We start from the raw sequence: 26,980 nt of genomic DNA, 5'->3' as shown, positions 1-26,980 counted from the left end.
GCGAAATGAGGGCGCTATGCAAACGGTTCGGCAGATTGCCAAGGAAATTGTGCGTCGGGAAGGCGAATTCGTGAATGACCCGGACGATCCGGGCGGGGCAACCAAATATGGTGTCACGATCCACACGATGCGCAGGCTTGGACTGGATCTGTCCGGCGATGGGCTGGTTGACGTGGCGGATGTCCGGGCGCTTACTCAGCGCGAGGCGGTCGATATCTTTGTTCAGCACTACTTTGAAAAGCCACGCATCGCGCTGTTGCCGGATATTCTGCACGCCCCTGTCTTTGACATGTACGTCAATGCCGGTGCGCAAGCAGTAACAATCCTGCAACGGCTTTTGCGTGAAATGGGGTTTGACGTCGTGGTAGATGGCGTGATCGGCACGCAAACGGCGCAGGCGTGCGAAGACGCGGCCCGACCTGATCCCAACGCGTTGCGCGATGCGTACGGCGTGGCGCGGCGGAACTATTATTTTCGGCTCGCCGACAAACGTCCGACATCCAGAAAATACGCGCGCACCCGATCCGGTGGCAAAGGAGGCTGGATCAAACGCGCCGAAGAGTTTCTGTCGCCACGCTATCGTCTGACGGAAAGTGAATTCAAGGAAAGGGTTGCGGCATGGGGTTGATCTCGGGGGTATTGGCGCTGCTGTTCGGGGGCGGTCGCAACGCTGTGCGTGAGACGGTTGAAATATACCGGGAAAACGCCGAGTCCCGTGCTGAGAGAACAACAGCGTTGCAAAGCCAGGCAATGACGCAGTTCGGCGGAGAGTTCGTGGTTCGTCAAAAAGGCCTGTTCGACCGCGTCATGGATGGTGTGAACCGGTTGCCGCGCCCGGCATTGGCGCTTGGAACGCTGGGATTGTTTGTTGCAGCAATGGTGGATCCGCTGTGGTTCGCCGAACGCATGCAGGGCATTGCACTGGTGCCGGAACCTCTTTGGTGGTTGCTGGGCGTGATTGTGTCTTTCTATTTTGGCGCGCGCCATCAGAGCAAAATGCAGGATTTTCAGCGGGATATAGGCGCAGCCATGCAACGCCTGCCGACGGTCATGGAGAACATAGAAACGGTGCGGGCCATGCGCAGCGACAGCCCGGGCGTCGCCGACCCCGGCCCCGATGCCAACCTGATACAGAACGCCTCGATTCCTGACGCGAATCCAGCGTTGACCGATTGGCGCAAGCTTCGGGGGCTTTGACCCGCGACACTATGTGCCCCCGGATCATGCGAAAGTTAATGGCCCCCGGTTCGGCCTCGGAGTATATTCCGGGGCATGATTACAGAGCTTGGCCACTTCGCCCTTATCCTCGCCTTTTTCGTCGCCATCGTGCAAAGCGTGGTGCCTCTGATCGGTGCGTCAAAAAACTGGACCGGCTGGATGGCTTTTGCCGAGCCTGCTGCCATCGTCCAGTTCCTGCTGACTGCTTTTTCCTTCGGTGCGCTGATCTGGGCTTTCATCGTGTCGGACTTTTCGCTGCGGATCGTGGTCGAAAACAGTCATTCAGCAAAGCCGATGATCTACAAGATCAGCGGGACGTGGGGGAACCACGAGGGGTCGATGCTGCTGTGGGTGCTGATTGTCACTCTGTTCGGAGCGATGGCAGCTTTCTTCGGGGGCGGGTTGCCCCCAAGCCTGAAGGCGCGTGTGCTGGCGGTACAATCATCCATCGCGGTCGCGTTTTTCGCATTCATTCTGCTGACTTCGAACCCGTTTGACCGGCTGGCAATTGCGCCGTTTGACGGGCGGGATCTGAACCCGCTGTTGCAGGATCCCGGTTTGGCCTTCCACCCGCCATTTCTGTATCTCGGCTATGTGGGGCTGAGCATGGCGTTCAGTTTTGCCATCGCCGCGCTGATCGAAGGGCGTATCGATGCGGCATGGGGCCGCTGGGTTCGCCCATGGACACTTGCTGCCTGGGTGTTTTTGACCATCGGTATCGCGCTGGGGTCCTGGTGGGCCTATTATGAGCTGGGCTGGGGCGGTTTCTGGTTCTGGGACCCGGTTGAGAACGCTTCGTTCATGCCGTGGCTTCTGGCGGCAGCACTGCTGCATTCGGCAATCGTTGTCGAGAAGCGCGAGGCGCTGAAAAGCTGGACCATCCTGCTGGCAATCATTGCCTTCGGGTTTTCGCTGATCGGGACATTCATCGTTCGTTCGGGGTTGCTGACCTCGGTTCACGCCTTTGCCAATGACCCGGAACGCGGGGTGTTCATCCTGTTCATTCTGGTGGTTTTCATCGGTGGGGCGCTGACTTTGTTTGCCGCGCGGGCGCAGGCGATGGAGGCCAAGGGTGTCTTCGGCATGGTCAGCCGCGAAAGCGCGCTGATCGTAAACAACGTCCTGCTGGCGGTCAGCTGTTTCGTGGTCTTTGTCGGCACAATGTGGCCGATGGTGGCCGAGATGATGTTTGATCGCAAACTCTCGGTCGGGGCGCCGTTTTTCAACGCAGCATTCTCTCCTTTCATGGTTTTGTTGGGATTGATCCTTCCCATTGGGGCCATGTTGCCGTGGAAACGGGGACGGATTGGAAAAACGGCCTGGTCGCTGCGCTATGCCTTTGGTCTGGCCTTGGCGATTGCTTTGCTGGTTTGGGCGATGCAGACCGGCCGCAGCGCTTTGGGGCCGGTGGGTCTGTTCCTTGGGGCGTGGATTACGTTTGGCGCCATCGTTGATCTGTGGAGCCGTACGGGGCGCAACGGCAGCCTGAAACGCTTGCTCCGTCTGCCGGGGGCGGATTGGGGTAAAGCCGTCGCTCATACCGGGCTGGGAGTTACCATCTTTGCCATCGCAGGTCTGACTGCGTGGGAGGACGAGGATATTCGCGTCGCCCAACTCAACCAACCTTTCGAAGTCGGACAGTTCACGCTGACATTGCAAGACGTCCGTCAGGTTGAAGGGCCGAACTATTTCTCGACCACGGCGGATGTTCTGATTGAAAAGAATGGCCGCCCGATCGGGACATTGCATCCCGAAAAGCGGGATTACCCCGTTGCGCGGATGCCCACGACCGAAGCGGCGATCGATTATCGTTTCCTCGGGGACCTTTACGTCGTGATCGGCGATCGACAGGCAGATGGTGGCTGGGTGATGCGAACTTATATCAAGCCGCTGGCAAACTGGATCTGGGGCGGCTGTATCCTAATGGCGCTTGGCGGTGTCCTGAGCCTGTGTGACAGGCGCTTCCGCGTGGCCGCAGGCGCAAGAAAAACCCCGGTCGGCGGAGTACCTGCGGAATGAAACGGTTTGTTCTGATTCTGATGATGCTCGCAACCCCTGTCTTTGCGGTGCAGCCTGACGAAGTTCTAGATGATCCGGTTCTGGAACAGCGGGCGCGGGATCTCAGCGCCGGGCTGCGCTGCCTTGTGTGCCGCAATGAGAGCATCGACGAAAGCAACGCGGATCTGGCGCGTGATCTACGCGTGTTGTTGCGGGAACGGTTGGTGGCTGGGGATACGGATGAACAGGCGATCGCATTTATCGTTGACCGGTATGGCGAATACGTACTTCTGAAACCGACTGCCAGCGGCTCGAACCTGTTTTTGTGGCTGGCCGGGCCAATCATGCTGTTGATCGCTGCCGCGGTTGGGCTGAACTTTCTCCGCACCCGGGCCAAGGCCCGTGCTTCGGTGGACTCTGTCGCGTTGAGTGAGGACGAAAAAGAACGTCTGCGTCAAATTCTTGAAGACTGACGCGTGGTTCTGCTTTTCCCGTCCCGTCCGGGCCAGTAAGTGTGCAAAAACACATGGCGCGACGGGAGGGTTTTCATGAATTACGAAACGGTTGCTCTGGAGATTGCAGACGGTCTGGCGGTTCTGACGCTGAACAGGCCGGACAAGATGAACGCGCTGACCACCCAGATGCGCGCAGAAATTACGCACGCCATGAAAGATGCAGCGGTCAAGGCGCGCTGTGTCGTCATCACCGGTGCTGGCCCCGCGTTTTGTTCGGGGCAGGATCTGGGTGATGCGTCTTCAACCGGCAAGATCGATCTGGAACGGTCGCTGCGCGATGAATACGAACCGATGTTGGAAGCGATCCACAATTGCCCGGTACCCACGATTGCCGCGGTGAACGGACCGGCGGCCGGGGCAGGCGCGAACCTTGCCCTTTGTGCCGATGTGGTGATTGCCACGGAGAGCGCCTATTTTCTTCAGGCATTTGCCCGTATCGGTCTGCTTCCCGATGCCGGGGGAACATGGTTCATGCCCCGTCAGATGGGGTTGGCCAAAGCGATGGGCGCGGCCTTGTTTGCCGACAAGATCACTGCAAAGCAGGCGGATGAATGGGGCATGATCTGGGAAGCCGTGCCGGATGACGCTTTCGCCGATCATTGGCGCAAAAGGGCAGGGTATCTGGCAAAAGGACCCACGGCCGCCTATGGCGCGATCAAGCGGGCCATTCGCGGAACGTATGAAAACACCCTGCAACAGCAGCTTGCGACCGAGGCGCACCTGCAAGGCGAATGTGGCCGTTCCAGGGATTTTGCCGAAGGTGTCGTCGCCTTCATGGAAAAACGCCCTCCGAAATTCGAAGGGCGCTGATCAGGCTGGCATCATGCGCGGCGGCGGCGGCGTGTGCGGCGTTCCGGTGCCGCATCGTCATCCGTCCCGTCCGAGGCGGATGTGAACGGACCCAGCGCATCAGTGATCTGATCGAGCGTCGGGCGTTCACCACGCGGCGTGGTGTCCAGCGCCTCACGCATCTTGCGCAGGTGGTCGGGCATGGTTCCGCAGCACCCGCCAATGATGGTCGCGCCGGCATCCCGCGCCATGGCGGCATACTGCCCCATCAGTTCAGGCGTTCCGTCATAATGGATGTGACCATCCACGTATTTCGGAATGCCTGCATTGCCCTTCGAGATCAGTGGGCGTTCAGTGCCTTGCGCGGCAAAGCCCAGCACGGTGCGCAGAATGTCGGACGCGCCGGTGCCGCAATTTGCACCGAAGGCGATGGGAGGATTCGCCAGAGTTTCAACCAGCTGGGCCAGATCGGCCGAGGTGACACCCATCATCGTGCGTCCGGCCGTGTCAAAGCTCATTGTGCCGCACCAGGGCATGTCGGTCAGGGCAAAGGCTTCGGCGGCGGCGCGAAACTCTTCGGGGGCGCTGATGGTTTCCACCCACAGAACATCCACGCCACCTTCTTTCAGCGCTTCCGCTTGTTCGTGGAACATTTCCACGGCTTCCGCGTGCGACAGGCTGCCGACCGGCTCCATGATTTCCCCGGTTGGGCCGACCGATCCTGCAACGACGACTGGTCGTCCGGCCTTGTCGGCGATTTCGCGTCCCAGCTCGGCGCCGATGCGGTTCAACTCGCAAACTCGGTTGTGCGCGTCATGCAGTTTCAGCCGTGCCGCCGTGCCGCCGAATGTGTTGGTCAGGAACAGGTCGCTGCCTGCATCAACCGACCCCTGATACAGAGCCCGGATCTTGTCCGGGGCATCTACGTTCCAGAGTTCGGGAGCGTCACCAGATTGCAGGCCCATGTTGAACAGATTCGTTCCCGTGGCACCATCGGCCAGAATGGCGTCATTGGATTCCAGAAGCTTGCTCAGCGCGTTTGTCATACGGTTGTTCCAGGAAAAGGCGCAAAACGCCGTTAAAAAAAGAGACGCCCCGTGTCTCATGACCAAGGCGTCAAATCAAATTCATAAAACTCATGAAGATCATGAGTCAGACGCCCTAGGCTCAGTTGGTCTCGCTCAGGACCTGTGCCTTGGCTTCCGGCAGTAGCTCGGCCATTTTTGCGCGGATTTCCTCGTCCGAGGACAGGTTGCCCAGATCGCCCGAAACCTTGCGTACGACATCTTCGTGCCCGGCTTCCTCGAAGTCGGAAATCACGACCGTCTTTGCATATTCATCGGCGTCGGCACCGGATTTACCCAGTTTTTCAGCAGCCCACAGACCCAAAAGCTTGTTGCAGCGGGCTTGTGCCTTGAACTGCATCTCTTCATCATGGGCAAATTTGGCTTCAAAGGCGTTTTCGCGTTCGTCGAACGTCGTCATAGGGCAAGGACCTCTTGGGTTATGTCTTCTTTCCTGATGATATGACTATACGACGTCTCTTACGCAAGGGATTTGCGCTGCGTCAAAGCCTCTCGGGTACATGAACTTGCGGGAAATGGGTGCTTGGACTATGAGGACGCCAACGTGAGGGGACTCATTCCCTCTGTGCAGAGTGGAAAGGTCGCTTATGGCGCGTCGCAAGAAAATCTATGAAGGCAAGGCCAAGATTCTGTACGAAGGCCCCGAACCGGGCACGATCGTCCAGTATTTCAAGGATGACGCCACCGCCTTCAACGCGGAAAAGAAGGACGTGATCGACGGCAAGGGTGTGCTCAACAATCGCCTGTCCGAATTCTTCATGACCGGCCTGACCCAGATCGGCATTCCAAACCACTTCATTCGCCGCCTGAACATGCGTGAACAGCTGGTTCGCAACTGCGAAATCGTTCCGCTGGAAGTGATCGTGCGCAACTATGCCGCCGGATCGATGTCCAAGCGCCTGGGAATCGCAGAAGGCACTCAACTGCCGCGTCCGATCGTCGAGTACTGCTACAAGGACGATTCGCTGGGTGATCCGCTTGTCACCGAAGAACACATCGCCGCCTTTGGCTGGGCCAGCCAGCAGGACATGGACGATATCCTCAGCCTCGCCCTGCGGGTGAACGATTTCATGAGCGGTGTGATGCTGGCGGTGGGCATTCGTCTGGTCGACTTCAAGATCGAGATCGGCCGCGTGTTTGAAGGCGATTATCAGCGACTGATCGTTGCTGACGAAATCAGCCCTGACAGCTGCCGCCTGTGGGATATCGAAACCGGCCAGAAACTGGACAAGGACGTCTTCCGCCGCGATTTGGGCAGTTTGACCGACGCCTATTCCGAAGTTGCACGCCGACTGGGTGTCCTGCCCAGCAACAATGTCACCAAACCGACATTGATCAACTGAGCAGGGTTGGGTCGGAACCTCGCCAAAGCGCCGCAACCGTGTTTGCGGCGCCTTTTCGTTCGCGGTTGAATTTGACAGCTTCCCGTTTCCCAAGCATGTTTGCCACGGGCAGACGCAAAAGGTTCAGGATGGGTGTCAAATGGCGGAACTGTTTGATCAGACAGTATTTCTGAAGTTTCTGGCCGCCGTGCTTGCAATCTTCAATCCGCTTTACAACATCCCGATTTTTCTGAGCATGACGAAGAACTGCTCGGCGGCTGAACGCCGCCACGTTGCGGTTGTTGTCATGATCTCGGTTACCGTCATTGCGCTGACCGCTGTCGTGATCGGGGAAGAAGTGCTTGGGGTGTTCGGCATTGATGTGCCGGCTTTCCGGATTGCCGGGGGGATCATCATTTTCGGTATCGGGATGTCGATGTTGAAGGCCGAAGACCGGCCACCGGGCGATCAGGCCGCGATGGAAGACGGGCACGAGCGGAAACTGAATTTCGCCGTCGTACCGCTGGCGATACCTTTGACCATCGGGCCGGGCACAATTGCCATCACGATCGTTTTTTCGCACCAACTGTCGAACGGCGCCGAAATCGTGACGCTGGGTTCGGCGATCCTGATTGCCTGCGCGATCGTGGGGCTGGGATTGTTGTTCGCAGATCAGATCTCGCGCCTGTTGGGTGAGACAATGATCAATGTCCTGACCCGGATCATGGCAATCCTTCTGGTCGCCGTCGCGGTCGAGATGGTTCTGACCGGCACGTTCCATGCGATTGACGCGCATTATCCGGGATTGGCCAAAGAAGGCGGATAGTTGGATTGCTGCGGCAAACTGCTTTGCAAACAGGGTTGTCGAAAGCCATTTGGCGCGCTATCCCCCGCGCAACGAAATGGGCCTCGGATTGCGGGCCGCAGGTGGAGTTGCCAAAATGAAAGCACGGGTTCATGTGATGCTCAAGAACGGGGTGCTGGACCCGCAGGGCGAAGCAGTTCGGCACGCATTGGGTGCAATGGGCTTTGATCAGGTCGAAGGTGTCCGCCAGGGCAAGGTGATCGACCTTGAACTGGCCGACGGCGCGACCGAAGCAGATGTGACCGAGATGTGCGAAAAGCTGTTGGCCAACACGGTTATCGAACGCTACGAGATCGAACTGGTCTGATGGAATGCGGGCCGCGCGTCTGATCACCTCCCGACAACCGCTCGAGGTAATGACGATCCCGGACCCCGCACCTGCGGAGGACGGCGTGGTCGTGCGGGTTCTGGCCTGCGGCGTGTGCCGGTCAGACTGGCACGCGTGGTCTGGTTCGGATCCGGACGTCGTCTTGCCCATCACCCCCGGGCATGAGTATTGCGGAGAGGTGGTTTCCGTCGGCGCGCGCGTCACCCGGTGGCGTGTCGGGGATCGGGTGATCGCACCTTTCATTCTGGCTTGCGGCCGGTGTCCGGATTGTGCGCAGGGTCATCAGACGATCTGCCCCGATCAGGTTGTACCGGGGTTCACCTGTGACGGCGCTTTTGCGGAATATGTCGCGGTGGCCCATGCCGATGCGAACCTGACGCCCTTGCCGGACAGCATAGCGCCGGACATTGCGGCCGCGTTGGGATGCCGCGTGACGACAGCCTGGCAGGCATTGGTCGGACGGGCACAGGTGCAGGGCGGTGAATGGATTGCCGTCTTCGGCGGCGGTGGTGTCGGGATTTCCACTTTGCTGCTGGGCAAGGCGCTTGGCGCACGTGTCGTGGTTGTCGACATCACGGATGATAAACTGAATTATGCCAAAGCTCTGGGCGCTGACGCGGTGGTCAATGCGGCAACCTGCGATGCGCCGCAGGCGGTGAAGGATCTCACCGGTGGCGGTGCCCATGTCGCGATCGAGGCGCTTGGCGTTGAAGTGACGACCGTTTCCGCAATGCGTTCCCTGCGTAAAATGGGGCGCATGGTGCAGATCGGGATGCCAGCCGGGGATCACACGCAGATGGCGTTACCGATGGATGTTCTTTATTCCGGTCAGCTTTCCGTCTTCGGAACGCGCGGCATGCCAAGTTGGCGCTATCCGTCTTTGCTGTCGCTGATCGCGGGTGGCGGAATTGACCTGAGCCCGTTGGTCACGCGAAAAATATCTCTCAACCAGGTGAGCGCCGAGCTTGCCGCCTTTGACCATCCAACCCCTCCGGGCGTTGCGGTCGTCACCGATTTTGTCTCGTAGGAGGGCCCGCCATGCGCGCAGCCGTAATCGTTTTCCCCGGATCAAACTGTGACCGAGACCTTGCGGTCGCTTTCGAGCAGGCCGGTTTTCAGGTCGACATGGTCTGGCACAAGGATGCCGCGCTGCCGAAAGGCATTGATATCGTGGGCGTCCCAGGTGGTTTTTCCTATGGCGACTATTTGCGCTGTGGTGCAATTGCCGCGAAATCTCCGATCTGCAAGGCCGTGATCAATCACACCGAACGCGGCGGTTACGCCTTGGGGATTTGCAACGGATTTCAGGTTCTGACGGAAACGGGGATCCTGCCGGGGGCGCTGTTGCGCAATGCAGGGCTCAAATACATCTGCAAGACTGTGGGCCTGAAAGTTGAAACCAGCGACAGCGTGTTTACCGGCGGCTACAATGCGGGCGACGTGATCGGTATTCCGATCGCGCATCACGACGGCAACTATTTCGCGGATGACGCAACGCTGGCGGCGTTGAGAGATCAGGACAGGATCGCATTCACCTATACCGAGAACCCCAATGGCTCGGTCGGTGATATCGCGGGGATCCTTTCCGAAAACCGTCGTGTTCTGGGTATGATGCCGCACCCCGAACGCGCGGCCGATCAAGGGCATGGCGGCACCGACGGGGCGGCGCTGTTCCGCGCATTGTCAGGTGTGTTTGAAGCGGCGTGACTTGAGGTCACGCGCGCCCGCGCGTAACGTCTGATCATGAACTCGGACGTGCGATCAGGCTGGTCAAAGCTGCTGAAACCGTTTCGCGGCGCCCCGTTGGGGTGGCGGCTGCGGCTGGCTGTTCTTGTTTTGATGGTGGCAACAATCGCAACGGTTTGGACCACCAACCGCTTGTTGACTGACAGGTTCACCGAATCCACCCGCAACCGGGCCGAGCTGCGCCTTGCGCTGTATTCCGGCAATTTGCTAAGCGAATTGCGCCGCAACTCGATCGTGCCCCAGTTGCTGGCGCGGGACCCGACCCTGATTTCGGCACTGCAATCCAGGGACTATTCGCTGTCGACGCAGCGTTTGATTTCGTTCGTAGAGGAAATCGGTGCGGCGTCGTTGATGCTGTTGGATGGAGACGGGCGAACGGTTGCGGCGACGGACCGGAACAGGCTGGGTGAGGCGCACCGGAATATTCCTTATTTTGTGGACGCGATCCGGTCAAATGCGACGATCTTTTCCGTTATTCCCAAGGAATCCGGCGGATACAGCTTTGTCTATTCCCGCCGGCTTGAAAACAGCGCGGAAATACTTGGCGTGATCGTTGTCGAAGTTGATCTGCAAAAGTTTGAACAGGCATGGGCCGGTATTTCGGATGCGGTGATGGTCACTGACAGCACCGGAACCATCATTCTGTCCACCGAACCGCGCTGGCGGGGTCTGGATGAGGGGGCGGCCCTGCTGCGTCAACCGCCGCAAGGGGCGATCCAGCGGGCCATTCGCGCAACGACCGACTGGACCGCTTTGCCGCCTGACGCCTACCTTCAAGGCGAGGCGGTAATGCGTCTGGAAACCCGCATACCGTTCCGCGGCTGGCAAATGACATCATTCACGACCTATGCCTCGATCCGCGAGAAAGTGAACAGCGTTCTGGCGCTCGAGATCATGGGCTTTGCGATTCTTCTGGCACTGGCGTTCTACGCGCTGAGCCGACGCGCGACGTTGCGCATGACCCTGTTTCAGCGCGAGTCGGCAGAGCTTCGCGCATTGAACGCCAGGCTACAGCGGGAAATCGCTGAGCGCGAACGGGTTGAAAAGACGTTGGATTTGGCCGAACAGACCCTTGCCCAAAGCTCGAAACTTGCTGCTCTGGGTGAGATGTCAGCGGCCGTCAGTCACGAGCTGAATCAACCGCTGGCTGCAATGAAAACCTATCTGGCCGGCGCCCGTCTGCTGTTGCGTCGAAACCGGCCGGAAGAAGCGTTGGCAAGTTTCGGGCGCATCGATGGTCTGATTGAACGGATGGGGGCGATTACGCGGCAGCTCAAATCTTACGCCCGCAAGGGGGCGGATGCGTTTTCACCTGTAAATCTTGGCGAAGCGCTGGCCTCGGCCTTGTCGATGATGGAACCGCAGCTGCGCCAGCGCCATGTGAAGATCACCCAGATCCTGCCGGAAGAACCGGTGGTGGTGATGGGGGACCGGATGCGGATCGAGCAGGTGATGGTCAACCTCTTGCGCAATGCGCTGGACGCCACCAAATCAGTGGCAGAGCCGGATGTGGAAATCATTCTGGCGGCGGGTGACACGGCTGTGCTGACCGTGCGCGACAACGGGCATGGGATCGAAGATATCGAGAACCTGTTCGAACCGTTCTATACCACCAAACAACCCGGAGATGGAGTTGGGCTGGGGCTTGCCATCTCGTCGGGGATCGTGAACGACCATGGGGGACGGCTGACTGCGCGCAACGGCCAATACGGCGGTGCGGTGTTTGAAATGCAGTTGCCGGCACTGGGAAGCGACGGCCTCGAGGCCGCGGAATAACGAGGAATGACTATGGCACAGGCCATGAAAATTGCCATTGTGGATGACGAACAGGACATGCGCCAATCGATCAGCCAATGGCTTGCTTTGTCCGGATATGACACGGAAACCTTTGCCAGCGCGGAAGATGCGCTCAAGGTTCTGGGTCCGGATTATCCTGGGATTGTTATTTCGGACATCAAGATGCCCGGAATGGACGGCATTCAGCTTCTGAAAAAGCTGATGGGGGCCGACAGCACCCTGCCGGTGATCATGATCACCGGTCACGGCGATGTTCCGATGGCGGTCGAGGCGATGCGGGTTGGCGCGTTTGACTTCCTTGAAAAACCGTTCAATCCAGACCGTATGTCCGAGCTGGCCAAACGCGCCAGCAATGCGCGCCGACTGACACTGGACAACCGTGCGCTGCGGCGCGAGCTGTCCGGTGGCACGCAGATCATGAACAAGCTGATCGGTGCCAGCCCGGTCATGGAGCGGCTGCGCGAGGATATTCTGGATCTCGGCCAGGCCGACGGCCATGTGTTGATCGACGGTGAAACCGGTACCGGGAAAACGCTTGTGGCTCACGCGCTTCATGCCGTTGGCAGCCGTGCAGGCAAGAAATTTGTCCTGGTGTCCTGCGCCGCGCTTGAAGAAGATGCACTGGCCAAGCGTCTCTTTGGCCCCATGATGCCCGAGGATGCGCAACTGCCTGCCATCGAAGAGGCGCGGGGTGGAACGCTGGTTCTGGAAGATGTGGAAGCGTTGAGCGATACGTTGCAGGCCAAGCTGCTGAGCGTGATGAACGAACAGGGCACACCTGCGGAGACCCGGATCGTAGCCATCTCGAACCTGCAGGAGGCGGGCAAGACGTCGGAAGACGTGCTGCGCCCGGACCTGTTCTATCGCCTGGCGGCGCTGCGCATCACCATGCCGCCGTTGCGGCAGAGGGGCGAAGATATCCTGACCCTGTTCACCCGCCTCAGTGAGCAGTTTGCCGAGGAATACGGTTGCGATGCACCCCAGGTGAGCGCGCAGGAGGCTGCGCAACTGTTGCAGGCCCCTTGGCCCGGCAATGTGCGTCAGTTGATCAACATTGCCGAACGGGCGGTGCTTCAGTCGCGCCGTGGCTCGGGCACCATCGCGTCTCTGTTGATGTCCGATCACGAAGAGATGCAGCCGGTGATGACGACCGAGGGCAAGCCGTTGAAGGAATATGTCGAAGCGTTCGAGCGAATGCTGATCGACAACACGATGCGCAGGCACAAAGGCTCGATTGCGTCCGTCATGGACGAGCTTTGCCTTCCTCGCCGGACGCTGAACGAGAAGATGGCCAAATACGGCCTTCAGCGGTCGGACTATCTGTAAGCGATGCGATTTGGGGGCTCTGCCCCCGTCGCCTGTGGCGCCTCCCCCGGGATATTTTGGGCCAGATGAAGGGGGGGCGCAACATTGGTTTTGGGCGCGGAATGCAGTTTGCCCATTGTCTTTTCCACAGGGTTGCTTTTATTGTGGCGGAACGGGCCGGGCGAATTTGACGCCTGCAAGTCCCGAATCTTTGAGTTTCGCTGCTGATCCGTTGGTGAGGGTCAAGACCTCGCGGTTCAGCAGACCGATTATGCCCCTGAAGGGGCAGTGGAGTACCTGAGCCCGGGATCCCCGGGCGAAAGGAATAAATGGGCAGGCAGCGTTCAGACGCACCTGTCGGAGAAGAACCGCGATGACGCGCGCGCAACGATTGAGAGAACGGGCAGGGGGCCACAGCGCCAGACCCTGCCGCGCGCCGTCTGATATCGCCCTGACAAGACACCTCCCCAAAAGCGCCTGTCCGCCTGGACAGGTCAGGACAACGCGTTTGGCGCGGTGCACCAAGGACAAATGGCTAAGAAAATGCTTATCGATGCCACCCACGCGGAGGAAACCCGTGTCGTGGTGGTTGACGGAAACAAGGTCGAGGAGTTCGATTTTGAATCCGAAAACAAACGCCAGCTTGCCGGCAACATCTATCTTGCAAAAGTAACTCGGGTTGAGCCATCGCTTCAGGCGGCCTTTGTGGACTATGGCGGGAACCGGCATGGTTTCCTGGCATTCTCGGAAATCCATCCGGACTATTACCAGATCCCCGTCGCCGACCGTGAGGCGCTGATGGAGGAAGAGCGCGCCTATGCCGAGGCAATGAAGGCGCGCGATGAGGCAGAAGAGGCCAAATCCAAGAAGCGGCGGTCTCGGTCTCGCTCGAAGGCTGCTGACGTGAAATCGGATGATCCGGTTGAAACGATGGAGGTTTCGACCGAACCAACCGGCATGGAAACCATCGATCTGGACGAGGGTGAAGAAGCAGGTGTTGAGGTTCCGGAAGGAACGTCGCCGATGGAAGTCGTCGCTGAAACTCCGGTAGAGGAGCCAGTTGACGATGACGCGCCGGCCACTGATGACGCAACCGAAACCGCATCGGATGAGGCTGCGTTAGACGACGTAGCCGAGGAAGCCACTGAACAGGCTGTCGAGGCGTCGGACGACGACGCGGAGGACCAGGCCGAAGAGGCAGTGGAAGCCGGTGAAGAGGTTCAATCGGAAGGGGAAGAAGCCCAATCCGAGCCCGAGCAAACAGAAGAACTTGTTGAAGCTGCGGATGATGAACTGGACGCGGATGAGGACGGCAGCGACAGCCAAAGCACGGACGCTGCATCAAAAGACGCATCGATTGAATCGGTTGCCGATGAGGATGACAGCGAAGACATTCGGCCGCCGCGCAAACCGCGTCCGCGTCGTTACAAGATACAGGAAGTCATCAAAGTACGTCAGGTTCTGCTGGTGCAGGTTGTCAAGGAAGAGCGCGGAAACAAGGGTGCTGCGCTGACGACCTATCTTTCGTTGGCAGGACGGTATTGTGTTTTGATGCCCAATACCGCACGTGGCGGTGGCATCAGCCGCAAGATTACCAATGCGGCGGACCGGAAAAAACTGAAAGAGATCGCAACGGATATCGATGTGCCGACCGGGGCGGGTTTGATCATTCGAACCGCCGGGGCCAAGCGAACCAAGTCCGAGATCAAGCGCGACTATGAATACCTTCAGCGCTTGTGGGAGCAGATCCGGGCGCTGACACTGGAATCCATCGCGCCGGCAAAGATTTATGAAGAAGGCGATCTGATCAAACGGTCGATCCGAGATCTTTACAACCGCGATATCGACGAAGTCTTGGTCGAAGGCGAGGGCGGGTACCGCATCGCCAAGGATTTCATGAAGATGATCATGCCGTCTCACGCCAAGAACGTGAAACGGTATGAAGATGCGCTGCCACTGTTCGCGCGCTATCAGGTGGAAAGCTATCTGGCGGGGATGTTCAACCCGACCGTACAGTTGAAATCCGGTGGTTATATCGTGATCGGCGTGACGGAAGCGCTGGTGGCGATCGACGTAAACTCGGGCCGTGCCACCAAGGAAGGGTCGATCGAGGAAACCGCACTCAAGACCAACCTTGAGGCCGCTGAAGAGGTTGCACGCCAGTTGCGCCTGCGCGATCTGGCCGGTCTTATCGTGATCGATTTCATCGATATGGATGAGCGCAAGAATAATGCGGCCGTTGAAAAGCGCATGAAAGAGCGGTTGAAAACCGACCGTGCGCGAATCCAGGTGGGGCGTATTTCGGGCTTTGGCTTGATGGAAATGAGCCGTCAGCGTCTGCGCCCCGGCATGATCGAGGCAACGACACAGCCGTGCCCGGCCTGTCACGGCACCGGCCTGATCCGCTCGGACGACAACATGGCCTTGTCGATCCTGCGTCAGATCGAAGAGGAAGGTACCCGTCGCCGTTCGCGCGAAGTCTTGGTACGCTGCCCTGTCAGCATCGCCAACTTCCTGATGAACCAGAAACGAGAACATATTGCGCAGATCGAAGCGCGGTATGGGCTTTCGGTGAGGATTGAAGGGGATATCCATTTGGTCAGCCCGGACTTCTCGATGGAGAAGTTCAAGACGGCCAGCCGGATCGTTCCCGAGGCCACGGCGCCCGTTGTTTCTGTTGATGCGTCACTGATGGATCTTGTCGATTCATCGGACGCGGAAGAGGCCGAAGAGGAAACCGTTCAGACCGAAGAAGAGGCAAAGCCCAAGCGCAAGCGCCGCCGTCGTCGCCGCAAGAAAGGCGCGGGCAATGGCGATGCGCCCGAGCAGACCGTGGAAGAGGGTGAAGCGCCCGCACAAGAAAACGCAGAGGGCGATACGCCTGTCGTTGAAAATGCTGAACCGGCTGAAGCTGAGGCTTCGGAGGAAGAAAAACCGGCCAAGCCCAAGCGCAAACGCGCCCCGCGTCGTCGCAAAAAAGACGCGGTTGCCGAAGAAGTTGCGGAACAGTCTGAAGAACCAGCCGTCACGACGGCGGACGCCGTGACCGAAGAACCGGCAGCCGAGGAAACCGGTGAGCTCATCGAGGGCGAAAGCGCCGAGTACGTGGCGGAGCAGGTCGAGGTGGTCGCCGAACCAGCCGAAGTACAGGCTGATGCTTCGCTGTCGGCAGAGCAACCTGCAAACGGTGTGGATGCGGCACCAGCGGTTGAAGAAGCGGATGAGGCGGAAAAGCCGTCCGCGGAAGCTGTAGAAGCCTCTGAAATTACGGAAACCGACGATCCTGCCGAAGACGGGCCAGCAGAAGCAACAACCGAGCCAGTGCTTGAAGGCGTAGCGGAAGAGCCTGAGCCTGTACCGGCCAAGCCCAAACGACGCGGTTGGTGGTCGCTGGGAAGCTAACGAAAAAGGCGGGCTGATTGGCCCGCCTTTTTTTGACCTGAAACAAAGATCAGCTGGATTTTTGGATCAGATAGATCTGATGTGCGCCGTCAGTGTCCTGCGAAAGCAGTCTATGCCCGGCCTCGGCACAAAAATGCGGAACATCCACGATGGCCGCAGGATCATCGGCCAGAACCCGCAGAACGGCGCCGTCCGGCATGGATTTCAGTCGTTTGCGGGCTTTCAGGACGGGCAAGGGGCACAACAGGCCCAAAGCGTCCAGGGTATCTGAAATTTCTGACATGATTTTCGGGATAGGGTGAAGTTGTAATATTGTCCAGATTCCGTGCACGAGGATGTGACCGTTTGGCCCCGTGACGGATCGCTCTTCATCACATATGTGCAGAAACATGTTCGGAATCGAAATCATAGACGCGGGACTTCTGCCCGCCATGTTCGTCGCGCTACTGGGTGGCCTGATCAGCTTTCTGTCGCCTTGCGTATTGCCCATCGTACCGCCTTATCTGGCCTATATGAGCGGCGTTACCATACATGAGATGCAGGACGAGGCCCGCGCGCGGCGCAAGGCGACCATGTCGGCGCTGTTCTTTGTCATGGGCCTGTCGACCGTCTTTTTGCTGCTTGGCTTTACCGCATCGGCCTTTGGTGCGTTTGTGCTGCAAAATCAGGTGCTGTTCGCCAAGCTGTCCGGTGCCGTCGTCATCGTCTTTGGCCTTCACTTTCTGAATGTCTTCCGGATTCCTTTTCTGGATCGCGAAGCACGGATTGAAACCGGCGATTCCGGTGGGTCGGTCTTTGGTGCCTATATCCTTGGCCTTGCTTTTGCATTCGGCTGGACCCCGTGCATTGGGCCACAACTGGGGGCGATCCTGTCACTGGCGGCGAACGAAGCGTCGGTCGCGCGTGGCACGTTTCTGCTGGGGGTTTACGCTGCGGGCTTGGGTATTCCGTTCTTGTTGGCAGCCATGTTCCTGAATCGCTCGATGACCGTGATGAACCGGATCAAACCGTATATGGGCACGATCGAGAAGGTCATGGGCGGCCTGCTGTTGTTTGTCGGAATAATGCTGATCACGGGTCTTTTCACCCGCTTCAGCTGGTGGTTGCTGGAGACTTTTCCGGCGCTGGCAAACTTCGGGTGATCAACTGACGCACTTACCTTGACCTCAAGCCTGCGTTAACTTGCGCATTAGAAGGTAAGGGCATGAGCAGTCACAAAAATCAGCCGCAGGTGCGCAGACGTCGGGTGTTCTATATTCCCGGCTATGATCCGATGCCGCCCCGGCGATATCGCGAGCTGTATCGCACCGAGTCTCAGAAACAGGCCCGGATCTCGGGGTACGAGATCGCAATCGCCCCAAAGACAACGGACGGACGTTTTGGCTGGCGCGTGACCTCGGAACAAGATGGCCTGACCGTTGAAACGGAATTCGAGGTTCTGGTGTGGTCCGACATCGTGCGCGACAGCATGTCGGTCTCGATCCCGGCGACCTATTGGCAATTGGCCCGCACGGCGTGGATTTACATATCAACCGGTACGTTGTGGCGTCTGATGCGATTGCGCAAGGGCCCGGTGATCGCGGCGTTGTATCCAGTGGCGATGTTGGTGTCTCAGCTGCTGATCGCGCTTGCGGTGGCATGGGCATGCATAGCCATGGCCGGTTGGTGGGGGCTGTTCCCGGGAGCGGCCGCAGCCGTTGCGCTGTTGTTATGGTTTCGCAAGGTCGACAACCGGCTGTTTGCTTATTACCTGATGCATGATTACGCCTATTCAGCGCAGTTGAACGGGCAAATGCCGGTCGAGCTAAGGGACAGGTTGGCTTCGTTCCGAGAGACGATCGAAGCTGCGCTGAAGTCCGATGTGGATGAGGTGCTGGTCGTTGGCCACAGCTCGGGCGCGCATCTTGGGGCGTCTGTTCTGGCCGGGCTGATCCGAAAAATGAACGTGCAGGAGCGGCGGGCAGCACTGTCTTTCCTCAGCTTGGGGCAGGTGGTTCCGATGGTTTCGTTTCTGCCTCGGGCATACGATTTGCGGTCCGATCTGCATTTCCTGTCCACGCGGTCCGAACTCACCTGGATCGATGTCTCGGCCCCCGGTGATGGCTGCGCCTTTGCGCTTTGCGATCCGGTTGCGGTCACGGGCGTGGCCGACGCCGACAAACGTTGGCCGCTGGTCCTGTCGGCGGCTTTCACGCAAACCTTGTCTCCGGAACGCTGGAAGGCGTTGCGATGGCGGTTTTTTCGCCTGCACTTTCAGTACCTTTGCGCGTTCGACAAGCCGGAAAGCTATGACTATTTCCGGATAACGGCTGGCCCTTTGACGCTGAAGCAAAGGTTTGCGGATCGAGAGGCTTCGCGCAGCCGCATCGAGACGCCTGTGTCCAAGTTCACCTCGGTACGCCCATGACCCCGCCCAAGCCAGACCCGCGCCCTGATAAGGTTTCTTTGCTGCGCTATGTGAAACTGTTCAGACATGACCTGCTGTCGGCGCAGCCAGCCCGGTTGTATCGCGCGTGGATGGCAGAATTCAAAACCCCGTTCTTCCGATCGTTCCTGATCAATCAACCGGACCTGATTCAAACCGTTCTCAGGAAACGGCCTGACGATTTCCCCAAATCCGGCAGGATCAGCGAGGGCCTGCGGCCGTTGCTTGGCAATTCGGTGTTTCTGACCAATGGCGAGGTCTGGAAACGACAGCGGCGGATTATCGATCCGGCGTTCGAAGGCGGGCGTCTGAAGGATACATTCCCGGCCATGCTGGCCGCTGCCGAGGCATGTGTGGAACGGCTGCGACCTTGTGTCGGCGGGGAACTCGAATTCGAAGAACAGACAAGCCATGCGGCGGCGGACGTCATATTCCGCACCCTGTTTTCCGTTCCCATCGAAAACGCTATCGCCAGCCAAGTGTTTGAAAAGTTCCGGGCCTATCAACGCGCGCAACCTTTGCTAAATCTCGCGGCTTTTGTTCCATTGCCAAAGTGGCTGCCCCGGTTTCATTCCAGGGCGACCAAACAAAACGCGCGGGATATCAGGGCGCTGATTGCCGAACTGACCAGAACACGCGCAAAGGCCATCAAGGACGGAACGGCACCTGATGATCTTGCGACCAAGATCATGACGACGGCTGATCCCGAAACCGGACAGTTCTTCGACCCCGACGAAATGGTTGATCAGGTAGCGATCTTTTTTCTTGCCGGGCATGAAACCAGTGCGTCGGCCTTGGCCTGGACGCTGTACCTGATGGCCCTTTACCCGGAATGGCAACAGAAGGTTGCAGATGAGGCCGCCGTTCTGGATGATCCTTCATTCGCCTGTGTTTCAAAACTCCGGATCAGCCGGGATGTGTTTCGCGAAGCGCTGCGTCTTTATCCTCCGGTGCCCATGATGGTTCGCGAGGCCACGTGCCCCGAACGGTTCCGTAACCGGGATGCGCCGGTTGGCGCGCAGATCGTGATCAGCCCGTGGCATTTGCACCGTCAGGCGCGTTTGTGGGACAATCCGGACGGTTTTGATCCTATGCGTTGGGGCACGGAAAACGGCAAGCGCTGCCAGCGCGACGCTTACATCCCGTTCTCTGCGGGCCCCCGAGTGTGCACCGGGGCCGGGTTTGCAATGGTCGAAGGGCCGCTGATCCTGTCGATGCTCTTGCGCCGTTTCAGGTTCGAAACAATCCCGGGAAAAACACCTGTTCCGGTCGCGCATCTGACGGTTCGATCCAAAGATGGCATATGGTTGCGCCTGTTTGAGCGCTAACAACCTACCATCGGTTCACGCCCTGTTGTATGCGGGGAGGAACATCGGAATCATCATTGAACGGGAAAACAATATGTCCAAAGCAGAACAGCGCGCGCAGATGATCAACGGCACGGGCTTTATCGCGGCACTGGATCAAAGCGGCGGATCAACCCCGAAAGCGCTTGCGTTGTATGGTGTCGAGGCATCCGACTACAACTCAGACGAAGAGATGTTCGGTGAAATCCAGAAGATGCGTGCCCGCATCATTCTGGCCGACGATTTCACAAAGGACAAAGTGATTGGTGCAATCCTGTTCGAACGTACCCTGGGCGAAGAGATCGAAGGCCGCAAGGTTGCCGATTACCTGTGGTCGGTCAAAGGTATCGTGCCTTTCCTGAAGATCGACAAAGGCTTGGAAGAACAGGCAAATGGCGTTCAGATGATGAAACCGATCCCCGGTCTGGCCGAGACCCTGGCCAAGGCCGATGGTGTGTTCGGCACCAAGGAACGCTCGGTCATTCACGAAGCGAATGCCGACGGCATCGCGGCGGTGGTTGCGCAACAGTTCGACGTCGCCCGCGAAGTCACCGATGCCGGTATGGTTCCGATCGTGGAACCCGAAGTGAACATCCATTCGGAAACCAAGGCCGAAGCAGAAGACATCCTGAAGGCTGAAATCCTCAAAAACCTCGATCAACTGGCCGAGGGTCAGGAAGTGATGCTGAAGCTGACGATCCCGACAAAGGCGAACCTGTATGACGCGCTGGCAGACCACCCGCGGGTATTGCGGGTTGTGGCCCTGTCGGGCGGTTATTCGACGGAAGAAGCCTGCGACCTGTTGAGCCGAAACGGCAAAATGATCGCATCCTTCTCGCGGGCTTTGACCGAAGGTCTGTCGAAGCAGCAGTCAGATGCCGAATTCAACGCGGCTCTGGGTGGCAACATCGACAAGATTTACAAAGCCTCGGTCTGATCCGTCAGGCAGGTTTGATGAAAGAGCGGCGCATCTGTGCCGCTTTTTTTCTGCCGATGCAGCCCTCGGCGTGGTCATTGACCAACCCCATGGCCTGCATGAACGCAAACACGGTTGTAGGGCCGACAAACTTCCACCCCCGTTTCTTGAGATCCTTCGACATGGCCACGGATTCGGGTGATGTGGATGCTGTTTGCGGGGGCGGAGGCGTTTCAGCCTCATAACGCCAGACATAAGCCGCCAGAGATCCTTCGGCGGCCACAAGGTCCTGCGCGCAACGCGCATTGTTGATCACCGCTTCAATCTTGCCGCGATGACGGATGATCCCGGCGTCCTGTAGCAGGCGTTCCACATCTGCATCAGAAAACGCGGCCATCTTGTTGAAATCAAATCCGCAGAAGGCTTTCCTGAAGTTTTCGCGCTTGTTCAGGATTGTCCGCCAGCTGAGGCCTGACTGAAAGCTTTCGAGGCACAGTTTTTCAAACAACCGTTGGTCATCGTCGACAGGGTAACCCCATTCATTGTCGTGATATTCAAAGAATTCGGGCGCGGCCTGACACCATGTGCATCTTTGCTGCCCATCCGGCCCGGTAATGGTGTCGCTCATGGTTGTACCCTTTTTGTTCCAGCTCACGTTACACGTCGAGGCGACGACGTGACAAGTCTCAATCAGGGTTTCGGAACCAGTTCAGCACAAAGACGCGTATGGCGGATGCAAGACCCGTTTCCGGGTCGCGCTCCACATCAATCTCAGCCGCCAAGACATTGATTGGCTTATCTTGTTCCTGAGCGATCTCGCGAAAAGCACGCCAGAATTCATCCTCGAGTGATACCGAGGTTCGATGCCCTTTCAGGGTCAAAGAGCGTTTGACAGGGCGGCCGCTCATTCGTCCAGCTCATGATTGTCGAGGTCGCGCTTTTGTTTTTTCTGTTGAAGCTTCACGACTTCTTTTTCAGCTTTCGTTCGCCCAAACGCGACGGCGTTCCGGTCGGCGCGGGCCTTTTTCACGGCCCGCGCTTTTTCTTTTCGATACCGGTTCAGATTGACCGGCTTGCCCATCAGTCTTTCGGGCCGATCATCTGTTCGGGACGGACGACGGCATCAAAGGTCGCTTCGTCCACGAAGCCCAGTGCGATGGCTTCTTCCTTGAGGGTGGTGCCGTTCTTATGAGCGGTTTTCGCAACGGTGGTCGCATTGTCATAACCGATTGTAGGGGCAAGCGCCGTGACCAGCATCAGCGATTCCTTCATCAGTTTGTCGATGCGCGGCTCGTTCGCTTTGATGCCCAGCAGCATCCGCTCGGTAAAGCTGTCGGTGGCATCCCCTAGCAACTGGATCGATTGCAGCAGGTTGTAGGACATCATCGGATTGTAGACGTTCAATTCGAAATGACCTTGCGACCCGGCAAAATTCATCGCCGCGTTGTTGCCCATCACATGCGCGGCGACCTGCGTCAGCGCTTCGGCCTGCGTTGGGTTTACCTTGCCGGGCATGATCGACGAGCCGGGCTCATTTTCCGGCAGGATCAGCTCACCCAGGCCGGAACGAGGCCCGGAGCCCAGGAAACGAATGTCGTTTGCGATCTTGTAGCAGCTGCCGGCAATCGTCGCCAAAGCGCCCGACAGGAAGACCATGGCATCATGGGCGGCCAGCGCTTCGAACTTGTTCGGTGCCGTGACGAAGGGCAGGCCGGTGATCTGGGCCATATGGCCTGCGACGGCCTTGTCCCAGCCGTGCTGGGTGTTCAGGCCGGTGCCAACGGCCGTACCGCCCTGGGCCAGTTCATAAATCCCCGGCATTGCCGCGTGTACACGTGCGATCCCCTGACGAACCTGGTGGGCATAGCCACTGAATTCCTGACCCAGTGTCAACGGTGTCGCGTCCTGCGTATGGGTTCGGCCGATCTTGATGATGTCCTTGAATTCCTCGGCCTTCTGCTCGAGCCCGGACGCCAGTTTCTCAAGCCCCGGAAGCAGCACGTCGCGCACGCTCATCGCCGTTGCGATATGCATGGCGGTAGGGAAGGTGTCGTTCGACGACTGTCCCATGTTGCAGTGGTCATTCGGGTGTACCGGGTCTTTGGATCCGATCTTTCCGCCCAGAATCTCGATGGCTCGGTTGGCGATGACCTCGTTCGCATTCATGTTCGACTGGGTGCCCGAACCCGTCTGCCACACGACCAACGGGAAGTTGTCGTCGAACTTGCCCTCAATCACCTCGCCTGCGGCCTGAATGATCGCATCTGCTATCTTTGCGTCCAGTTTACCCGTTGCCTTGTTTTCCATGGCGCAGGCTTTTTTGATCACGCCCAGCGCGCGCACGATGGTGACCGGCTGTTTTTCCCAGCCGATGGGAAAATTCATGATCGAGCGCTGCGTCTGCGCGCCCCAATATTTGTCGGCAGGAACCTCGAGCGGGCCAAAGCTGTCGGATTCTGTGCGGGTTTGAGACATCGGTCACTCCGTCTGGTATGCAGTTGTATGCCGTTTAGCCGCAGCCACGCCGTGACGCAATCGGCCAGTTGCGCGCACCTTAAACTCAAGGACGCCAAAGGTATAGGCGCGGGGTGCGTCACTTTAATCGTTATTGGCGGGGAATGTGCATTGTTTGCGGACACCTCTGGGCTACAATAGAGAAATGACCGCCCAGGAGGATAAAATGCCAAATTTACATCGCCTTAAGCTTGAAAAAGCTGCCGCGATACTTGCAGTTTGCGCTTTGTGGCTGTCGATTCTGAGTTTGCAGGCCCGCGCAGCAGAGATTACACCGTTCATAGGAGATTATGTCGGTTCAGCCGAAGTAGTAGACGCGGATGGCACGACAACGCCCCGCGACATGAGCGTTTCCATCGTCGAGACCAAGAACGGCTTCAACGTCAGTTGGCGGACGACGACATACAAGCCGGACGGACGTGTTAAGGACCAGAAATTCTCGATAGATTTTGTTCCGTCAGACCGCCCGGATGTGTTTTCGGCGGCGATGAAGCGCAATGTCTTTGGTCACGAAGTGCCATTGGACCCGATGAAGGGCGAGCCGTTTGTATGGGGCCGCATTGTCGGCGACACGCTGACTGTGTTTTCGTTGTTTATAGATGAGGACGGAGGATATGAGTTGCAGCAATTCGACCGTACGCTGGCCGAGGGCGGGCTGAACCTCGCATTTTCACGATTCATAGATGGTCAAAAATCCCGGTCGGTCGAGACTTTTCTGATGAAACGATAAACCCCGCGCCGGGCGGGGTTTGAAGGTTCATTTCCGGAAGCTGTCCAGCGACACGATATCCGCATCGTGATGTATTTCTTCTTCTTCGACTTCGATGTCGTCTTCGATGATCTGATCTTCTTCGATTTCGTCTTCCGGGCTTTCAAAGCGAAGGCCGAATTCCACGGATGGGTCCACGAAAGTCTTTATTGCGGAATAGGGGACGTACAGCGGTTCCGGGGCGTCGCCAAAGTTCAAAGTGATGGAAAAGCCGACGTCTCCGACTTCGAGGTTCTCGAACCAGTGCTGCATGACGATGGTCATTTCTTCGGGATAGCGTTCACGCAGCCAGTCGGCGATTTCTACACCATCTTCACGTGTGTCGAAGGTGATGAAAAAGTGATGCGCCCCGGGTAGACCGGTTTCAGAAACTTCCTTCAGCACTGTTTTGATCAAGCCGCGCATGGCGGTGTGCATCAGGTTTCCATAATCGATGCCTTGCGACATGTGTGATCCTCAAAAGTGGTTATGCTCAGCATAGGGGTTTTGTTCGGAAACGAAAGGGCGGGTATGACCGGATTGATCAGATATTGTGTGCAACCAGCCCGGCCACCGACATCAGAACCAATACAATTCCCATCCCTAATTTCAGTCGAAAAATCAAGGCCCCAGCAAGAATAGTTAGACTTACTGCGGTAATATCCAACGCGGATAACTGCGGCGTGGGGATTGCCACAGGACCCCATGATTTTTCAGTCACCGATTCGAAAAGAACATTCAGGGCGAACCACACGGAAAGGTTGAGAATCACTCCGACGACGGCCGCGGTGATTCCATGCAGGGCCGCAGACAGGCGGGGACGCGCGGCCAGACGGTCGAGATATGGGGCCGCAAGAAAAATCCAAAGAAAGCACGGAACGAACGTCGCCCACAATGCAACCGCGCCGGCGGCAAGCGCCAAGGTGTACCCGCCGGTCAGTTGCCCGGTCAGCATGGCGACAAACTGAGTGACAAGTATGAGCGGCCCCGGAGTCGTTTCCGCCAGACCCAGCCCATCAATCATCTGATCCGTGCTGATCCAGTGGTACTGGTCGACAACGGTTTGGGTCATATAGGCCAATACGGCATATGCGCCGCCAAAGGTCACAACGGCGAGTCGGGCAAAAAACCAGCCCAGATCGCTCAGCAGTTGATGGCCTGTGACGCTCAGAGCGACAAGCGGGCCCAACCAAAGTGGCAACCAGACAGCAATCGTTCGCAGAGACCGCGCCAGTTGTGGTGTTCCTTCTCGTTTCGGCGTTTCAACGGATCCTTTGAAGGTCACATAGCCCCAGAAAGCGGCAGCGAAAATGATAGCCGGAAACGGGAGGTTCAGCAGAAAAATGGACAGGAAGGACAGAATTGCGATTGCCCGATGCTCTCGATCGTTCAATGCCTTGCGCGAAAGATTGCGAAGCGCCTGCAAAACGATCACGATGACGGTTGCCTTGATGCCCGTAAAGGCCGACTGCACCAAGGGAATATCGCCAAACGCTGAATAGAGCGCGACCAGAACCGCAATCACCACCGCGCCGGGCAACACGAACAAGCTGCCGGCAATCAGCCCGCCGGCAACACCGCGCAGACGCCACCCCGCATAGGTTGCCAGCTGCATCGCCTCGGGACCCGGTAGCAACATGCACAAAGACAGGGCGCGCAGGTACGTCTGTTCATCCAGCCAGGGTCGACGCTCGACCAATTCCTGATGCATCAAGGAGATCTGAGCCGCAGGGCCGCCGAAAGACAGCAGGCCGATCCTGCTGAAGACCTTGGTAATCTCGGCCAGTGTCGGTTTCATGACGTTCGCCCGGTGGGCCAGTCATGGCTTTCGTCAAACCCATCGCGCGCCCAGCGATACAGCGCGTCGTAAAGGGTTATCCCGGCCTCCAGGTTTTCATGGTCATCACGATACTGCCTTGAAAGCCCGACCGACACCGCCAACAATCCCGCCGCTTCGGGCGCAAGCATGTGCCGGTTCGTGTCCGCTGCCCGGATGACCGTCGCCAACCGGTCCAGCGCAGGAGAGTGAAGATCGAATTCATCCAACATGGTGTCAAACGTGCAATTGTCGCCCCGGTGGCTCCAGAACGTGTTCTCGATATCAAATGGTGACGCCCCGAAAGCAGTCGAAACGCTTTCGACTTCGCCGGGTGCCACAAACAGGAATTTGGCGTCGGGATCTACAAACCTGCGTATCAGCCAGGGACATGCGATTCTGTCGATCTTTGGTCGGTGACGCGTGACCCACAGCGTATGGCCTCCAATTCGATCAGGAATGCGTGCTGCGGGCACACGTGGCGCGTCGGTCAATTCGCGCCAGGCCTGCATTCCACCTTCCAGATATTCGGCTTGATGCCCTTCGCTGCGCAACCAGGAGACAACGCCCTGGCTCAGCTTTTTGCCCTTTTGACAGATAATCACGGCCGAGCGGCCGGAGATCTTGCATTTCAGCCCCTGAAGATCTGTGACCGGGTGCCGGACTGACGCGGGGATCAGATAGGGATCTTCTTCAAAATCGTCATTCAGGCAGACGTCGAATAGAACGGGCGCATTCGGAGTGCCAATCAGACGCAGAAGTTGCTTGGGGGAAATAGAGTTGGGCGATGCCATGGCATGTTTCCTTGTAACCGCGGATACATGCGAAACTTGGGCTGTCGCCTC

Annotated in this window: 28 protein-coding genes; 18 read left to right on the top strand and 10 right to left on the bottom strand. The window is 58.1% G+C overall.

What is annotated here, in order from left to right; all coding sequences use genetic code 11:
* Positions 1-16 precede the first annotated feature (16 nt).
* The 5 genes from ACR0DJ_RS07335 to ACR0DJ_RS07315 all read left to right on the top strand — a co-directional run bounded on the left by ACR0DJ_RS07335 (position 17) and on the right by ACR0DJ_RS07315 (position 4,541).
* Positions 17-628 carry a holin-associated N-acetylmuramidase gene (locus ACR0DJ_RS07335; RefSeq protein WP_480684392.1) on the top strand — a complete coding sequence of 204 codons (612 nt, stop codon included), beginning with the start codon at positions 17-19 and terminating at the stop codon, positions 626-628.
* Positions 619-1,197, top strand: coding sequence for a holin family protein (locus ACR0DJ_RS07330; protein WP_480684391.1), 579 nt, complete (start codon positions 619-621; stop codon positions 1,195-1,197). The genes ACR0DJ_RS07335 and ACR0DJ_RS07330 overlap by 10 nt, the downstream gene beginning before the upstream one ends.
* Before the next feature lie 75 nt (positions 1,198-1,272).
* Positions 1,273-3,237, top strand: coding sequence for a heme lyase CcmF/NrfE family subunit (locus ACR0DJ_RS07325; RefSeq protein WP_480684390.1), 1,965 nt, complete (start codon positions 1,273-1,275; stop codon positions 3,235-3,237).
* Complete coding sequence (locus tag ACR0DJ_RS07320) at positions 3,234-3,689, top strand: cytochrome c-type biogenesis protein (RefSeq protein ID WP_480684389.1); 456 nt, start codon at positions 3,234-3,236, stop codon at positions 3,687-3,689. The genes ACR0DJ_RS07325 and ACR0DJ_RS07320 overlap by 4 nt, the downstream gene beginning before the upstream one ends.
* Positions 3,690-3,764: 75 nt before the next feature.
* Positions 3,765-4,541: an enoyl-CoA hydratase-related protein gene (locus tag ACR0DJ_RS07315; RefSeq protein WP_480684388.1), complete on the top strand. Its 777-nt coding sequence runs from the start codon at positions 3,765-3,767 to the stop codon at positions 4,539-4,541.
* 11 nt (positions 4,542-4,552) lie between these two features.
* Here the strand turns inward: ACR0DJ_RS07315 and bmt are convergent, their stop codons facing one another.
* Together bmt and ACR0DJ_RS07305 are read right to left on the bottom strand one after the other, a co-directional pair.
* Entirely contained in the window at positions 4,553-5,566 is a 1,014-nt protein-coding gene (gene bmt / locus ACR0DJ_RS07310) for a betaine--homocysteine S-methyltransferase (protein WP_480684386.1), read from the bottom strand.
* Positions 5,567-5,687: 121 nt separating this feature from the next.
* The gene (locus ACR0DJ_RS07305) at positions 5,688-6,005 is read right to left on the bottom strand and encodes a DUF1476 domain-containing protein (protein ID WP_480684385.1); all 318 of its coding nucleotides are present in this window, start codon (positions 6,003-6,005) and stop codon (positions 5,688-5,690) included.
* A gap of 187 nt (positions 6,006-6,192) precedes the next feature.
* Here ACR0DJ_RS07305 and purC point away from each other — a divergent pair, with 187 nt between their 5' ends.
* The 8 genes from purC (at position 6,193) to ACR0DJ_RS07265 (ending at position 16,370) form a co-directional block, all read left to right on the top strand.
* Entirely contained in the window at positions 6,193-6,948 is a 756-nt protein-coding gene (purC, locus tag ACR0DJ_RS07300) for a phosphoribosylaminoimidazolesuccinocarboxamide synthase (protein ID WP_117869044.1), read from the top strand.
* Positions 6,949-7,087: 139 nt separating this feature from the next.
* Positions 7,088-7,753, top strand: coding sequence for a MarC family protein (locus ACR0DJ_RS07295; protein WP_170344416.1), 666 nt, complete (start codon positions 7,088-7,090; stop codon positions 7,751-7,753).
* A gap of 115 nt (positions 7,754-7,868) precedes the next feature.
* A complete protein-coding gene (gene purS, locus ACR0DJ_RS07290) occupies positions 7,869-8,099 on the top strand; it encodes a phosphoribosylformylglycinamidine synthase subunit PurS (RefSeq protein ID WP_117872765.1) in 231 nt (76 codons plus the stop codon).
* A gap of 49 nt (positions 8,100-8,148) precedes the next feature.
* On the top strand, positions 8,149-9,147 hold the full coding sequence (locus ACR0DJ_RS07285; protein WP_480686239.1) for a zinc-dependent alcohol dehydrogenase family protein: 999 nt from the start codon (positions 8,149-8,151) through the stop codon (positions 9,145-9,147).
* Between the two features lie 11 nt (positions 9,148-9,158).
* Positions 9,159-9,827 (top strand): phosphoribosylformylglycinamidine synthase subunit PurQ, encoded by a 669-nt coding sequence (gene purQ, locus ACR0DJ_RS07280; protein WP_425078215.1) that lies wholly within the window; start codon positions 9,159-9,161, stop codon positions 9,825-9,827.
* A 132-nt stretch (positions 9,828-9,959) separates the two neighbouring features.
* Positions 9,960-11,642, top strand: coding sequence for a sensor histidine kinase (locus ACR0DJ_RS07275; protein WP_371809329.1), 1,683 nt, complete (start codon positions 9,960-9,962; stop codon positions 11,640-11,642).
* 12 nt (positions 11,643-11,654) lie between these two features.
* Positions 11,655-12,989: a sigma-54-dependent transcriptional regulator gene (locus ACR0DJ_RS07270; RefSeq protein WP_050603452.1), complete on the top strand. Its 1,335-nt coding sequence runs from the start codon at positions 11,655-11,657 to the stop codon at positions 12,987-12,989.
* A gap of 510 nt (positions 12,990-13,499) precedes the next feature.
* Positions 13,500-16,370 carry an Rne/Rng family ribonuclease gene (locus tag ACR0DJ_RS07265; RefSeq protein ID WP_480684383.1) on the top strand — a complete coding sequence of 957 codons (2,871 nt, stop codon included), beginning with the start codon at positions 13,500-13,502 and terminating at the stop codon, positions 16,368-16,370.
* 49 nt (positions 16,371-16,419) lie between these two features.
* Here the strand turns inward: ACR0DJ_RS07265 and ACR0DJ_RS07260 are convergent, their stop codons facing one another.
* Positions 16,420-16,653 carry a sulfurtransferase TusA family protein gene (locus ACR0DJ_RS07260; RefSeq protein WP_210092320.1) on the bottom strand — a complete coding sequence of 78 codons (234 nt, stop codon included), beginning with the start codon at positions 16,651-16,653 and terminating at the stop codon, positions 16,420-16,422.
* 106 nt (positions 16,654-16,759) lie between these two features.
* On the opposite strand from ACR0DJ_RS07260, the gene ACR0DJ_RS07255 reads away from it, so the two are divergent.
* The 4 genes from ACR0DJ_RS07255 (at position 16,760) to ACR0DJ_RS07240 (ending at position 21,078) form a co-directional block, all read left to right on the top strand.
* Positions 16,760-17,512, top strand: a complete 753-nt coding sequence (locus ACR0DJ_RS07255; RefSeq protein WP_210092321.1) for a cytochrome c biogenesis CcdA family protein — start codon at positions 16,760-16,762, stop codon at positions 17,510-17,512.
* A 62-nt stretch (positions 17,513-17,574) separates the two neighbouring features.
* Entirely contained in the window at positions 17,575-18,777 is a 1,203-nt protein-coding gene (locus ACR0DJ_RS07250) for a hypothetical protein (protein WP_425078217.1), read from the top strand.
* Positions 18,774-20,123 carry a cytochrome P450 gene (locus tag ACR0DJ_RS07245; RefSeq protein ID WP_480684382.1) on the top strand — a complete coding sequence of 450 codons (1,350 nt, stop codon included), beginning with the start codon at positions 18,774-18,776 and terminating at the stop codon, positions 20,121-20,123. Before ACR0DJ_RS07250 ends, ACR0DJ_RS07245 begins: the two co-directional genes overlap by 4 nt.
* A gap of 73 nt (positions 20,124-20,196) precedes the next feature.
* Positions 20,197-21,078, top strand: coding sequence for a fructose bisphosphate aldolase (locus tag ACR0DJ_RS07240; protein ID WP_170344395.1), 882 nt, complete (start codon positions 20,197-20,199; stop codon positions 21,076-21,078).
* A 4-nt stretch (positions 21,079-21,082) separates the two neighbouring features.
* Here ACR0DJ_RS07240 and ACR0DJ_RS07235 read toward each other — a convergent pair whose 3' ends face one another.
* From ACR0DJ_RS07235 to fumC, 4 genes are read right to left on the bottom strand one after another with little or no spacing between them, the layout of a single operon-like run.
* On the bottom strand, positions 21,083-21,685 hold the full coding sequence (locus tag ACR0DJ_RS07235; RefSeq protein ID WP_171613929.1) for a DNA-3-methyladenine glycosylase I: 603 nt from the start codon (positions 21,683-21,685) through the stop codon (positions 21,083-21,085).
* Between the two features lie 58 nt (positions 21,686-21,743).
* Positions 21,744-21,965, bottom strand: a complete 222-nt coding sequence (locus tag ACR0DJ_RS07230) for a ribbon-helix-helix domain-containing protein (RefSeq protein WP_170344392.1) — start codon at positions 21,963-21,965, stop codon at positions 21,744-21,746.
* Positions 21,962-22,138, bottom strand: coding sequence for a DUF4169 family protein (locus ACR0DJ_RS07225; protein WP_170344391.1), 177 nt, complete (start codon positions 22,136-22,138; stop codon positions 21,962-21,964). Before ACR0DJ_RS07225 ends, ACR0DJ_RS07230 begins: the two co-directional genes overlap by 4 nt.
* A complete protein-coding gene (fumC, locus tag ACR0DJ_RS07220) occupies positions 22,138-23,532 on the bottom strand; it encodes a class II fumarate hydratase (protein ID WP_480684381.1) in 1,395 nt (464 codons plus the stop codon). Before fumC ends, ACR0DJ_RS07225 begins: the two co-directional genes overlap by 1 nt.
* Before the next feature lie 205 nt (positions 23,533-23,737).
* On the opposite strand from fumC, the gene ACR0DJ_RS07215 reads away from it, so the two are divergent.
* Positions 23,738-24,301, top strand: coding sequence for a hypothetical protein (locus ACR0DJ_RS07215; RefSeq protein WP_425078221.1), 564 nt, complete (start codon positions 23,738-23,740; stop codon positions 24,299-24,301).
* A gap of 27 nt (positions 24,302-24,328) precedes the next feature.
* On the opposite strand, the gene ACR0DJ_RS07210 is transcribed toward ACR0DJ_RS07215, so the two are convergent.
* The 3 genes from ACR0DJ_RS07210 to ACR0DJ_RS07200 all read right to left on the bottom strand — a co-directional run bounded on the left by ACR0DJ_RS07210 (position 24,329) and on the right by ACR0DJ_RS07200 (position 26,929).
* Entirely contained in the window at positions 24,329-24,787 is a 459-nt protein-coding gene (locus ACR0DJ_RS07210; protein ID WP_170344387.1) for an SspB family protein, read from the bottom strand.
* A gap of 76 nt (positions 24,788-24,863) precedes the next feature.
* Positions 24,864-26,117 carry a chromate efflux transporter gene (chrA, locus tag ACR0DJ_RS07205; protein ID WP_480684379.1) on the bottom strand — a complete coding sequence of 418 codons (1,254 nt, stop codon included), beginning with the start codon at positions 26,115-26,117 and terminating at the stop codon, positions 24,864-24,866.
* Positions 26,114-26,929 (bottom strand): chromate resistance protein ChrB domain-containing protein, encoded by an 816-nt coding sequence (locus ACR0DJ_RS07200; RefSeq protein ID WP_480684378.1) that lies wholly within the window; start codon positions 26,927-26,929, stop codon positions 26,114-26,116. Before ACR0DJ_RS07200 ends, chrA begins: the two co-directional genes overlap by 4 nt.
* Positions 26,930-26,980 lie beyond the last annotated feature (51 nt).

It is taken from the genome of Ruegeria sp. BF10 (assembly GCF_056538725.1).
The sequence above is the reverse complement of the archived record's forward strand: the minus strand, read 5'-3'. Positions and strand labels throughout refer to the sequence as shown.